Origin of the sequence: Nonomuraea sp. MTCD27, from assembly GCF_041950495.1 — a bacterium.
Taxonomy (GTDB): domain Bacteria; phylum Actinomycetota; class Actinomycetes; order Streptosporangiales; family Streptosporangiaceae; genus Nonomuraea.
Map to the genome: position 1 here is coordinate 13,639 of NZ_JBGNUW010000015.1, position 12,513 is coordinate 26,151.

The 12,513-nt window shown below is 71.1% G+C and carries 9 protein-coding genes; 7 read left to right on the top strand and 2 right to left on the bottom strand.

The features are described from left to right. The first annotated feature begins 79 nt into the window (after positions 1-79). From ACBJ59_RS37240 to ACBJ59_RS37250, 3 genes are read left to right on the top strand one after another with little or no spacing between them, the layout of a single operon-like run. Complete coding sequence (locus ACBJ59_RS37240) at positions 80-586, top strand: PadR family transcriptional regulator (protein ID WP_364114335.1); 507 nt, start codon at positions 80-82, stop codon at positions 584-586. Continuing rightward, entirely contained in the window at positions 583-1,311 is a 729-nt protein-coding gene (locus ACBJ59_RS37245; RefSeq protein ID WP_364114337.1) for an ABC transporter ATP-binding protein, read from the top strand. The genes ACBJ59_RS37240 and ACBJ59_RS37245 overlap by 4 nt, the downstream gene beginning before the upstream one ends. Then, positions 1,308-3,575 (top strand): FtsX-like permease family protein, encoded by a 2,268-nt coding sequence (locus ACBJ59_RS37250; protein ID WP_375114885.1) that lies wholly within the window; start codon positions 1,308-1,310, stop codon positions 3,573-3,575. The genes ACBJ59_RS37245 and ACBJ59_RS37250 overlap by 4 nt, the downstream gene beginning before the upstream one ends. Here ACBJ59_RS37250 and treS read toward each other — a convergent pair. Then, the gene (gene treS / locus ACBJ59_RS37255; protein ID WP_375114886.1) at positions 3,562-5,271 is read right to left on the bottom strand and encodes a maltose alpha-D-glucosyltransferase; all 1,710 of its coding nucleotides are present in this window, start codon (positions 5,269-5,271) and stop codon (positions 3,562-3,564) included. The genes ACBJ59_RS37250 and treS overlap by 14 nt on opposite strands. Before the next feature lie 263 nt (positions 5,272-5,534). Next, positions 5,535-7,169 (bottom strand): asparagine synthetase B family protein, encoded by a 1,635-nt coding sequence (locus ACBJ59_RS37260; RefSeq protein WP_375114887.1) that lies wholly within the window; start codon positions 7,167-7,169, stop codon positions 5,535-5,537. 71 nt (positions 7,170-7,240) lie between these two features. On the opposite strand from ACBJ59_RS37260, the gene ACBJ59_RS37265 reads away from it, so the two are divergent. The 4 genes from ACBJ59_RS37265 to ACBJ59_RS37280 all read left to right on the top strand — a co-directional run bounded on the left by ACBJ59_RS37265 (position 7,241) and on the right by ACBJ59_RS37280 (position 12,512). Then, entirely contained in the window at positions 7,241-9,085 is a 1,845-nt protein-coding gene (locus ACBJ59_RS37265) for a hypothetical protein (RefSeq protein ID WP_375114888.1), read from the top strand. A gap of 10 nt (positions 9,086-9,095) precedes the next feature. Beyond that, complete coding sequence (locus ACBJ59_RS37270; RefSeq protein ID WP_375114889.1) at positions 9,096-9,719, top strand: anticodon-binding protein; 624 nt, start codon at positions 9,096-9,098, stop codon at positions 9,717-9,719. Between the two features lie 124 nt (positions 9,720-9,843). Continuing rightward, complete coding sequence (lysA, locus tag ACBJ59_RS37275) at positions 9,844-11,226, top strand: diaminopimelate decarboxylase (protein ID WP_375114890.1); 1,383 nt, start codon at positions 9,844-9,846, stop codon at positions 11,224-11,226. Further along, positions 11,223-12,512 (top strand): homoserine dehydrogenase, encoded by a 1,290-nt coding sequence (locus ACBJ59_RS37280; protein WP_375114891.1) that lies wholly within the window; start codon positions 11,223-11,225, stop codon positions 12,510-12,512. Before lysA ends, ACBJ59_RS37280 begins: the two co-directional genes overlap by 4 nt. The last annotated feature ends 1 nt before the right edge of the window (position 12,513 follow it).

Consider the following 12,513-nt stretch of genomic DNA (forward strand, 5'->3'; position numbering starts at 1 on the left):
CATGTTATGCACACCTGTAATCTGAAGGTCAACGGAAAACTGCGTAACGCCTACGTAACATGAGCGGGGAGGTGGGGCGGTGCGGCTTCACCTGCTGGCGCTCCTGGCGAAGGAGCCGGCCCACGGCTACGAGCTCAAACAGGCGCTGGAGCAGACCTTCGGCAGCGCCTATCCCTCGCCCAACATCGGGCAGATCTACGTCACGCTCGGCAGGCTGGAGAAGGACGGCCTGGTCAGGGCCGTGGACGTGGAGCAGTCCAACCGGCCCAACAAGAAGGTCTACTACCTGACCGCCAAGGGCCGCGACGTGCTCATGACCTGGGTCGACGAGCCGACCGAGGGCCCCAGGGTGCGCGACGAGTTCTTCATGAAGCTCGTGCTCGCGCCGCTGACCGGCATCGCCGACCGGATGGCGCTGATCAGCCGGCAGCGCCGCCACTACCTTTCGCTCATGGGCGATCTCAACGACCTCCTCGCCCGCACGCCGCCGACCGACCGGGTCGCGATGCTGCTCATCGAGGGAGCCATGCTGCACCTTCAGGCGGATCTTGACTGGCTCGAGCGATGCCAGGAGGATCTGGCATGAGCGCGGTTGTGAAAACGGTCAATCTGGTCAAAATCTACCAGGATGGTGCGGTCCCCGTGCCTGCCGTGCGCGGCGTGGACCTGCAGGTCGAGCCGGGCGAGTTCGTCGCGATCATGGGACCGTCCGGTTCCGGCAAGTCCACGCTCGTCCACATGCTGGGCGGGCTCGACGCCCGGACCAGCGGCGAGATCTGGCTCGACGACAAGCGGGTGGACACGCTCTCCGAGAGCGCGTGGGCGCTGCTGCGGCGCAAGAAGATCGGGTTCGTCTTCCAGTTCTTCAACCTGGTCGCCAACATGACCGTCGGCGACAACGTCGAGCTGCCCGCGCTGCTGGGCGGGGCCTCGCCCAAGGTGGCCCGCGAGCGCCGGGAGAGCCTGCTGGCGGCGCTCAACCTGACCGACCGGGCCGACGCCGCCCCCGCCCAGCTCTCCGGCGGCGAGCAGCAGCGGGTCGCGCTGGCCAGGGCGCTGGCCAACCAGCCCAGCCTGCTGCTGGCCGACGAGCCCACGGGCAACCTCGACAGCCGCAACACGCGCGACGTGCTGAGCCTGCTCGGCAAGGTCCACAAGGAGGGTCAGACGATCGTCATGGTCACCCACGACGCCCGCGTGGCGAGCCTGGCCGACCGGCTGGTGTCGCTGTTCGACGGGCAGATCGTGGACGACGGGCGCATCGCGCGCCGCCGCACCCGTACGGCCGGCGAGGTGATCGACCTCCGATGAGCGCTTCGCTGGCCGGGAGCCGGTGGATCAAGGCCGATCTGCGGGCCAGGAAGGGCCAGGCGGTGCTGACCGTGCTGGCCGTGGCCGGGATCGTGGCCGCGCTCATCACCGCGGCGACCCTGCTGGAAGACGGCACCAACCCGTGGCGGAGCCTGTCCGCCCAGACCGACGGTGCCCACGTCTGGCTGCACACCAACCACAGCCCCCAGGTGGCCCTGGGCGACATCGACGGCGTGACGCAGACCGCGGGCCCCTACCGGTCGGCGCCCGTGACCGTGGCCCAGAACGGCCGGAAGGACCCGGCCGCGCTGCGCGCGATGCCGGCCGCGCCGCCGCAGGTGGCGCATCCCGTGGTGGCCGAGGGCCGGTGGCTCGACCCCGCCCAGCCCGACGGGGTGGTCGTCGAGCGCTCCTTCGCGGCCGCTCTGGGGCTCAGGATCGGCGCGCCGCTCACGATCATCGCGCTCAGCGGCGAGCGCCACACCCTCTACGTACGCGGCATCGCCGACACCGCCGACCAGGGCTTCTATCCCGAATGGACACCCGGCCTGGCCTACGTGCTGCCCGCCATGCTCGACCGCGTCGAGCCCATGCTAGGCCGCAGCGAGTGGGTGACCGGGCTGCGCCTGGCCGACCCGGAGGCCTCGCAGGTCGTCTCCCAGCGCGTGGTCGTCATGCTGGAGGACCGGCTCCAGCGCGTCTACACCTGGCGCGAGGTCAGGGCGGCCATGGAGCTGGACAACCGGCTGCTGGGCACGCTGCTGGCGCTGTTCGGCGTGGTCGGGCTCGTGGCCGCCGCGCTCGCGCTGGCCAACGCGGCCGGTGGCCGGGTGCTCGGCCAGCTCCGCGACCTGGCCACGCTCAAGTCCATGGGCTTCACCAGGGGCCAGGTCGCGCTGCTGCTGCTGGTCGAGCACGGCGCGCTCGGGCTGCTGGGCGTCGCGGTCGGCGCCCTGGCCGGCTGGAGCGTGATGGCGGCGATGCTCGGCGCGACCTCGGTGGCGCCGATCCCGGTGCTGGCCATCGTCGCGGGCACGGCCCTGGTGGTGCTGGCCGCCGTCGGGATCCCCGCCTGGCGGGGCGGCCGCACGCCGCCGATCCCCGACGTGCCCTCCGCGCCACCGCGCGGACACCTGTCCAGGCTGGCCCGGCTGGCCCTCCTCGTACGCCTCCCGCCCGCCCTCGTCCTGGGCACCAGAGACGCCTTCACCCGCCGGGTGCCGGCGTTCCTGACGGCGTTCGGCCTGGCCGTGCCGATGATGATGATCACCATCGGGCTCGGCGTGTGGGCCACGCTGGACAACTTCCTGGCCCACCCGGAGCAGGTGGGCCAGCACGCCGCCCTCTACGTCCGGCCGGGCAAGCTGGACGCCGTGGAGGCGGAGCGGGCCGTCCGGCGGGACAGGGACGTGGCCTCCGTCTACCCGGGCACCGACGTGAACGCGCTGGCACCGGGTGAGGCCCGTTCGGTCAGGGTGCGGGCGATCGGCAGCTCGACGCAGCCGTACCCGTTCCCCGTGGTCGAGGGCCGCATGTACACCCGTCAGGGCGAGGCGGTCGCCGGTCAGGGGCTGCTCGACCTGCTCGGGCTCAAGATCGGCGACCGGGTGCGGCTCACCGTGGGCGGCACCCCGCTGATCGTCCGGATCGTCGGCAGGACCGTCGAGCCCGAGCAGGACGGCGAGGTGCTCTCGGTGGGGCTCGACAGCCTGGCGGCCAAGGACTCGGTGCCGCCGGAGTTCTACGCGCTGGCACTCAAGCCGGGCGCCGACCGGGCCGAGGTGAGCGGCCGGCTGCTGGCCGAGTCGCGCGAGGGCCTGGACGTGCAGGCCGCGGTCAACCCGGCCGACCGGCTGGCGGTCATCAGGGTGGTGATCGTGGCGCTGATCGTCGTACTGACCCTGATCGGCCTGGCCAACCTGCTCACCGCCAGCGCGCTGGGCCTGCGCGACCACGCCTTCGACCTGGCCGTGCTCAAGGCCATGGGGCTGACCCCGCGCCAGGTCATGGCCACGCTCGTGACCGGCACGGGGTTGCTGGTGGTGCTGGGTGTGGGGGTGGGCGCCGCGGTGGGCGTGTCCGTCGTCACCTGGCTGATCGACCTGCAGGGTCATACCAGCGGCGTCGGCACGGGCATCGGCCGCGCGCCGTCGCCGATGACGCTGACGGTGGCCGTGCTGGTTGCCGTGGGCACGGCCCTCGCCGTCGCGCTCATCCCGGCGCGCCGCGCGGCCCGTGCCCAGGTGCCCGTCACCTCTCGCTGAGGGTCTCCGGCTTCTTCAGCGCGAACCAGTAGAAGCCGTGCCCCGGCAGCGTGAGCAGGTAGGGCAGCTCCCCGATCGACGGGAAGGGCACCCCGCCCCGCGCCTCGACCGGCGTCATGCCCTCGAAGCGGCGCAGGTCCAGCTCCACCGGTTGCGGGAACTTCGACAGGTTGTTCACGCACAGCATCACGTCGTCGCGGTCCTCGCGCACGTACGTGAGCACGCTCGGGTTCGACGACCACATTTCCGTGTACGCCCCGATGCCGAACACCGGGTGCCTGCGCCGGATCTCCAGCATCTTGCGGGTGAAGTGGAGCAGCGACCCCTCGTGGCGCTGCTGGGCCTCCACGTTGACCGCCTGGTAGCCGTAGATCGGGTCCATGACGGCCGGCAGGTAGAGGCGGCCCGGGTCCGCCGAGGAGAACCCGGCGTTGCGGTCGGGGCTCCACTGCATCGGCGTGCGGACCGAGTCGCGGTCCTCCAGCCAGATGTTGTCGCCCATGCCGATCTCGTCGCCGTAGTAGATCACCGGCGAGCCCGGCAGCGACAGCAGCAGCGCCGTGAACAGCTCGATCCGGTCCCGGTCGTTGTCCAGCAGCGGGGCCAGGCGCCGGCGGATGCCCAGGTAGGCCCGCATGCGCGGGTCCTTGGCATATTCCTTGTGCATGTAGTCGCGCTCTTCCTCGGTCACCGTCTCGAGCGTGAGCTCGTCGTGGTTACGCAGGAAGATGCCCCACTGCGCGGTCTCCGGCAGCTTGGGCGTGAGCGACATGATCTCGGAGATCGGCTCGCGGGTCTCCTTCTTGACCGCCATGTAGATGCGCGGCATCAGCGGGAAGTGGAAGGCCATGTGGCACTCGTCGCCGCCCGTGGTGGGGTCGCCGAAGTATTCGACCACGTCCTCCGGCCAGCCGTTGGCCTCGGCCAGCAGCACCCGGTCGGGGTAGAGGCGGTCCACCTCCGCGCGGATCTTCTTCAGGTACGCGTGCGTCTCCGGCAGCCCGGCGCACGCGGTGCCCTCGCGCTCGAACAGGTAGGGGACCGCGTCCAGCCGGAAGCCGTCGATGCCCAGGTCCAGCCAGAACCGCAGCACCTCCAGCATGGCCTCCTGCACCGCCGGGTTGTCATAGTTCAGGTCCGGCTGGTGATGGAAGAAACGGTGCCAGTAGTACTGCTTGCGCACCGGGTCGTAGGTCCAGTTGGACTCCTCGGCGCCGATGAAGATGATCGGCGCGTCGGGATAGCCACCGGGGTGGTCGGACCACACGTAGAAGTCGCCGAACGGCCCCTCGGGGTCGTGCCGGGACGCCTGGAACCAGGGGTGCCGGTCACTGGTGTGGTTCATCACGAGGTCGGTGATGATCCGCAGGCCACGCTCGTGCGCCGCCTCGATCAGTTGGACGAAGTCTCCCAAGTCCCCAAAATCCGGGAGGATCTTCATATAGTCCGAAATATCGTAGCCGCCGTCGCGCAGCGGCGACTCGTACAAGGGCAGCAGCCACAGGCAGTCCACGCCGAGCCACTCGAGGTACCCGAGCTTCTCGATGAGACCGCGCAGGTCGCCGGTGCCGTCGCCGTTGGAGTCCTTGAACCCCCGGACGAGAACCTCGTAGAACACCGCCCGCTTGTACCAGGCCGGATCTTCCGAGACGAAGGCCTCGGAGATCGGCTCCGGCGTTGGGGATGCGTTGATCATGATGTCGCTCACAGGAAGAGATGTGGGCAGGACGAAGTCACCGGTTGCCCCGGCGTTGTTATCTGGTGACCGCGCCGCGTGGAGTCGTCATCCCTGCGAACTCCATGCCCTCGAACGAGACCGGATTTGTGATCTGGTGCCCGTTTGTGCGGCGCTTACGGGCCGAACACTACCAGCCCGTTGGCTTTCCGGAACCCGCTTCTGCTGTGCGACGGTTAATACCCGCGAGATCCGTATGTAATCGCCCTGTTACCCAGAGTTCACTAAAAAGGTGTGGCCAGGTCCGAGAGGTCGTTCTCGAAGTCGTTCAGCCAGAGCCCGAACAGCACCAGACCGCGCACCCAGAAGCGGTCGTTCCACCCGTTGAACCTGGTCAGGGCGTCCGGCCCGCCGGCGACCACCTCGTGCAACTCGTCCGACAACAACCCCGGCACGCGGTTCACCAAGGTCTCCAGCATGCGGTGCGAATAATTTCGGGCAGGCCCCGCCGTTGACCGCAGCGGCACCCGCTGAAGGGGCTGCTTGATGACATTCGTGGACGGCAGCGCGGCGACGCGGGGATTGGCCGCGTGCAGCACCTCGCGGTAGAAGCGGCCCTTGTCCTTGCGCGCCACGCCGACGGAAAGCGCGGCGTCGAAGAACTCCGGATGGATGAACGGCGCCGCGAACGACGCCTCGGGCCCCACCAGGTTGACCGCCGAGCGCGCGATGCCCCGCACGGTCCTGGTGTGCAGCACCGACAACGACAGCTCGGCCCGGTGCCCGTGGAGCATGGAGGTGGCGGCCGCGAACTGCTCGCGTACGGTCTCCTCCATCCACTGCGCCGCGGCCTTGGACAGGAACGGCTGCGCGGGCTGCCCGAGCGACAGCGAGGCCAGCACGGCCGCGGAGCGCTCGGCCTGCGTCCTGGCCTCCAGCGCGGCCCCGCTGACCATGAAGTTCTTCAGCAGCGGCCCGCCGGCCAGCCCGTCCACCAGGATCCGGCCCGCGCCGTGCACCTCCTTGGCGAAGGGGGCGTACCAGGCGTGGTGCGGCGTCAGGTATTCGAGCCGGCGCGCCACCTCCACCGCGTCGGCCGGGTAGTCGGCGGCGTCCTGGGTGATCACCCGGTGCGGGATGCCCAGCTCCCTGGTGATCGACCTGGCGAACGCGATGTCGGTGTCGGTGCCGTCGTCGGGGCTGGTCGTCCACGACTCCACGTCCGCCCCGCGCGCCTTGGCGACGCTCGCCAGCAGCCGCGAGTCGTAGCCGCCGCTGACCGGCACCAGCAGCTTGCGCCCGTCGTAGTCGTCGTAGACGCGGTGCAGCAGCTCGACGATCTCCCCGGGGCTGATCCACGCCTCATAGGGCTCGGTACGCAGCCAGCGCGGCAGCCTGCGCTCGGTGGCCACCCGGTCGTGCTCGAACACCAGCGCGCTCGATCCCGGCAGCCGCTTGACCCCGGTGTACGGGGTCGCCTCGCCCAGCGGGAACGTCACCTGAAGGATCGAGGCCCACGCCGACCAGTCGATCTCGATGGGCACGAGGCTCAGCAGGGGCTGGATCAGGGACGAGAAGTAGACCGCGTCGCCGTGGTGCACGTAGTAGACGTCCACCAGGCCCAGCGCGCCTGTGTGCAGCGTCACCCGCCGCCCGTCGCCGATCAGCCCCGGCGTCTCGTACGTCTCCGCGATGGAGATCCACTCGTCGGCGGCCTTGGGCCTGCGCTCGCCCCAGGCGAACGCGAACGACCCGTCGGCCCGCTGGTAGGGCGGCAGCGGCGTGGAGCTGAACAGCGCCGCCTCGGCCGTCTGCAACGCCGGACGGACCTTTGGCCCGGCGGCGGTCAGCTTGCCGAGCATGGCGGTGTCGATCCGGCCGAGAGCGCCACAGATGTAGGGCCTTACGTTGAACTGCACCGGATCTCATCCCTTCGAGACGCTTCCCGCAAAAGAGTATCCTTTGCCGGGCTGAGAGAGCGGAGGTCCACTTGTCTACTGAGCTTGAGAGCACGCGCAGGGCGTTGCGGGAGGCCATCTCCCAGGCCGGGCGTGCCGCGGAGCTGGCCAGGCTGCTGGACGCCGCGCAGGCCAGGCTGGCCGCGGCCGAGCAGAGCGCGGAGGAGGCCAGGACACTGGCCGAGCAGCTCAGCGAGGCCGAGGAGCGGCTCGAGGCCGAGCAGGCCGCCGCCGACAGGCTGCGCAAGGAGCTGGCCGAGCAGCGCTTCCAGGCCGAGGTGGCCAACTGGAAGCTGTCCTCCATCAAGGTCGCCCGCTGGAACCGCCTCGGCGACGCCATCAAGAGCGGCAAGAGCAACCCGGTGCGGCTGGCCAGGGGCCTCAGGGGCGCCGCCAAGCCGGTCAAGCGGCCCACCGCGCCCAAGCGCAGGCCCGTGGCCGCCGCCAAGGCCAAGGAGGAGCGCCCAGGGGCGGCGTTCCAGGCCACCAGCACCACCAGGACGCTCGGGGGCGCCTCGTTCAAGCTCAAGCCGTTCCGGGTGCCGACCGGCCCCAACACGCGCCCGCACCTGACGGCCGCGGTGATCGCCGACCCGCACGTCGAGGCGCTGCTGCGCTACGAGTGGCGGCAGACGACCGGCTTCACGCCCCGCGACTTCTTCAGGGTGCTCCCTCTTGAGGTGCCCCACCTGCTGGTCGTCGAGTCCGTCACGCAGGGCCCGTGGGCCGAGGAGATCACCGGCGAGCCGGGCGAGGGCCTCAGGGCGCTGCTGGCCTGGTGCGCCGAGCGCGGCATCCGCACGGTCTTCTGGCACACGCAGGGCGACGTGGCCGCGTACGCCGCGGCGGCCGAGCTGTTCGAGCACCGCTTCACCACGGACATGACCGTGGCCTGGCCGCGGCTGCAGTTCGGGGTGCAGCCCCGGGTGCACAACCCGCTGCCGCTGGCCGGGGGGCGCATCGATCGGGTGCTCACGCTCGACCAGCTCCTGCCCGGCCACCTGTCCTACCCCGACGTGCTGACCTCCTACCGCTGGCCCGCCGCCGCCGACTGCCCGCCGGGCACGCCCCAGTGGCGGCTGACCGAGATCGCCGCCTGCGGCACGCCCATCGGCACCGAGGCGGACTCGCGGCGGGCGCACGTGGCGCTGCGGCGGGCGTACTCGATCGGGACGATGAGCGAGCGCATCGACGAGCTGCTCGACGCGATCGGCCTGCCCAGCGCGCGCGCCACCCTCAACACCTCCGTGATGCTGCCGATCCTCGACCCCTACCTGATGGAGCACGCGCTCGCGCAGGTCGCCAGGCAGTCGGGCGTCGACCAGCTCATCGTCATCGGGCCGCCGGAGGCGGAGCTGCGCGCCCGCGACGTGCTGCCGGACGTGGAGGTCGTCTACCGCCGCCCGCCGGCCGGGATGACCGAGGGCGCGATGCTCAACGCGGGCATCGACCTGTGCGAGGCCGACCTCGTGGCGGTCATGGACCCGCGCGACGTCTACGGCCCCCACTACCTGTCGGACCTGCGCCGGGCGTTCCTGTTCAGCACCGCCGACATCGTCGGCAAGGCCGCCTTCTACGCCCACCTGCGCAAGCCCCAGGCCACGCTGCTCAAGCAGCCGGACGCCGAGTACTCCTACCTCCCGGAGGTCGCCGGCGCGACCCTGCTGGCCAGGCGTAACGCCCTGCGGGAGCTCGGCTTCGCCGACCTCACCGAGGGCTGGGACGAGGTGCTCATGCGGCAGTGCCGCACGGACGGCATCAAGGTCTTCTCGGCGGACCGGTTCGGCTACGTACGGGTGCGCGACGAGGACCGCTGGCTCCTGGGCGCGGCCCACCTGGTCGAATACGGTTCCGCGGAGCCGCACGCGCTCATCTAGGGTCGTCTCCGTGACGCCTGGGGAGCTGGCCGAGGTGCTGGGGGAGCCGCCCGTGCCCGAGGGGACGTGGGAGCGGGAGGCCCGGTACGTGTCGGCGGTCCCCCTGCGGCGGTGCGTCCCCGCGGAGCCGCTCGCCGAGCGGGTGCGGGCGCTCGACGGGGTGGCCTCCGTGGAGGTGCGGGGCAAGGGGTTCCTGCGGATCGTGGTGACCGAGCCCGGTGAGCTCCTGGAGGAAGAGCCCGTACGCGTGCCCTTCGAGCCCGGGTGGCCGGACTTCCCGCGCACCTGGGACAACCCCGGGTTCGTGGTGCGCTACGGGCACGCGCGGGCTTGCGCCGTGCGGCGGTGGGCGCGGCAGCTGGGGGTGCCGGAGGCCGGGTTCCGGCCCGGGTTGCTGGACGATCCGTGCCACCGGCGGGTGCTCAGGGTGCTGGCCGAGCTGCCGGGGCGGCTGGGCAGCAGGGAGCCCGGCTGGGAGAGTTACCTCCTGCGGCTGGCGCTGGCGTACCACGACGCCCATGAGCGGGCCTCCGCCGTGCCGGTCGGGGACGAGGAGCCGGGGCCCGTGCACATCGCGCGCGTGCGGCTGGCGCGGGTGGTGGGCGACGTGCTGCCAGGGCCCGATCGCTTGTGATAGATCACAAAATATTCGGCCAAACGGCGAAAAAGCGTAAAAATATCCCTTCGTGGGCTTGATCGCGTCTCGATACGTGGGCACGCGGTCATGGCGTACTGGCGCTTCCGATAGCCTCGATCGGGTGAGTCGATTCGCCCATCCCGCCGGGGACCGGCACGCCGAGATGCTGCCCCACGAGCGCCCGCCGCTGGCGCCCGCCGACCTCAACCGGATCAACCCCGCGATCTGGCCCCGAACGTCGACCCGGACCGATGGCTCGCTCACGGTCGGCGGCGTGGACGTGCGCGACCTGGCCCGCGACCACGGCACGCCGCTCTACGTCGTAGACGAGGACGACGTGCGCTCGCGCATGCGCGACTACGCCACGGCGTTCGCCGGCTCCGAGGTCCACTACGCCGGCAAGGCGTTCCTGTGCAAGGAGATCGTGCGCTGGCTGCAGGACGAGGGCCTCGGGCTCGACGTCGCCAGCAGCGGCGAGCTGGCGGTCGCGCTGAGCGTCGGCTTCCCGCCCGAGCGCATCACCATGCACGGCAACAACAAGTCGGTGGCCGAGCTCCGCAGGGCGCTGGAGGCCGGCGTCGGGCACATCGTGGTCGACTCGTACGACGAGATCGCCAGGCTGGGCTACCTCGCCGAGGAGCACGGCAAGCGGCCCAAGGTCATGATCAGGGTGACCACCGGGGTCGAGGCGCACACGCACGAGTTCATCGCCACGGCCCACGACGACCAGAAGTTCGGGCTGTCGCTGAGCACGGGGGCGGCGGCGGAGGCCGTACGCCGGATCCTGGCCCTGCCGCAGCTCGAGCTCGTCGGCCTGCACTCGCACATCGGCTCCCAGATCGTCGACACGGCCGGGTTCGAGGTGGCCGCGCGGCGGCTGGCCACGCTGCTCGTCCAGATCAAGCAGGAGCACGGCGTGGTGCTGCCCGAGCTCGACCTCGGGGGCGGCTACGGCATCGCCTACGTCGAGGGCGACGAGGCGCCCGACATCAAGGAGCTGGCCGACGGCCTGCGCGAGATCGTCACCAAGGTGTGCGAGGACGAGGGCCTGCCCGTGCCCCGCCTGACCGTCGAGCCGGGCCGCACGATCGTCGGCACCGGCGGCATCACCCTCTACGAGGTCGGCACGATCAAGGACGTCGAGGGCCTGCGCACCTACGTGAGCGTCGACGGCGGCATGAGCGACAACGTGCGCACGGCGCTCTACGGCGCCGAATACACCGCCGTGCTGGCCAGCCGCGCCAGCGACGCAGCGCCCATGCTCAGCCGCCTGGTCGGCAAGCACTGCGAGAGCGGCGACATCATCGTGCGGGACTTCCACCTGCCCGCCGACCTGGCCCCCGGCGACCTCATCGCCGTGGCCGCGACCGGCGCCTACTGCCGCTCGCTGGCCAACAACTACAACTACCTGCCCAGGCCCGCCGTGGTCGCCGTCTCCGGCGGCGTCTCGCGCGTGATCGTGCAGGGTGAGACCGAGGACGACTTGTTGAGGGGGCAGCTGTGAAACCGCTGAAAGTAGCCCTGCTGGGCTGCGGCGTCGTCGGCTCGCAGGTCATCAGGCTCATGCACGAGCAGGCCGACGACCTGGCCGCCCGCGTCGGCGCTCCCCTGGAGCTGGCCGGGGTGGCCGTGCGCCGGCTGGGCCGCAAGCGCGACGTCGAGGTCGACCCCGCCCTGCTGACCACCGACGCCGAGTCCCTGGTCACCCGCGACGACATCGACATCGTGATCGAGGTCATCGGCGGCATCGAGCCCGCCCGCTCGCTCATCGTCGCCGCCCTGTCCAGGGGCAAGTCGGTGGTCACCGCCAACAAGGCGCTGCTGGCCGAGGACGGCGCCACCCTGCACGAGGCGGCCAGGAACGGCAAGGGCGACCTCTACTTCGAGGCCAGCGTGGCCGGGGCCATCCCGCTCCTGCGCCCCCTGCGCGAGTCGCTGGCCGGCGACCGCGTCAAGCGGGTGCTCGGCATCGTCAACGGCACCACCAACTACATCCTCGACAAGATGGACTCCACGGGCGCGTCCTTCACCGACGCCCTGGAGGAGGCCCAGACGCTCGGCTACGCGGAGGCCGACCCGACGGCCGACATCGAGGGCTTCGACGCCGCCGCCAAGGCCGCCATCCTGGCCGGGCTCGCCTTCCACAGCCGCGTGCGCGCCGAGGAGGTGCACCGGGAGGGCATCACCGAGATCACCGCCACCGACGTGGCCTCGGCCAAGGCCATGGGCTACGTCATCAAGCTGCTGGCCATCTGCGCCCGCTCCGACGACGGCCGCTCGTTCGGGGTGCGGGTGCACCCGGCGATGATCCCGCGCTCGCATCCGCTGGCGGGGGTGCGCGAGGCGTACAACGCGGTCTTCGTGGAGGCGGAGTCGGCGGGCCAGCTGATGTTCTACGGCAAGGGCGCCGGCGGCGCCCCCACGGCCTCGGCCGTGCTCGGCGACCTGGTGGCCGTCGGCCGCAACCGCCTGGCCGGGACGCGCGGCGCCGAGGAGTCGACCTACGCGGACCTGGCGGTGCACCCCATGGGCGAGACCGTCACGCGCTGCCACGTGGCCCTTGACGTGGCCGACAAGCCGGGCGTGCTGGCCCGGGTGGCCGACCTGTTCGCCAAGCACGACGTGTCGATCCAGACCGTCCGCCAGGAGGGCCACGGCGACGACGCCCAGCTCGTCATCGTCTCCCACCGCGCCACGGACGCCGCGCTGTCGGCGACCATGGAGGGCCTGCGCGAGCTGGACATCGTCCGCGCGGTGGCGAGCGTGATGCGCGTGGAGGGCGACGAATAGC

What these genes read in the sequence shown, in the direction of transcription:
- ACBJ59_RS37245 (WP_364114337.1), top strand. Translation starts at nt 583, where the DNA reads ATGAGCGCGGTTGTGAAAACGGTCAATCTGGTCAAAATCTACCAGGAT.
- ACBJ59_RS37250 (WP_375114885.1), top strand. Translation starts at nt 1,308, where the DNA reads ATGAGCGCTTCGCTGGCCGGGAGCCGGTGGATCAAGGCCGATCTGCGG.
- treS (WP_375114886.1), bottom strand. Translation starts at nt 5,271, where the DNA reads ATGATCAACGCATCCCCAACGCCGGAGCCGATCTCCGAGGCCTTCGTC.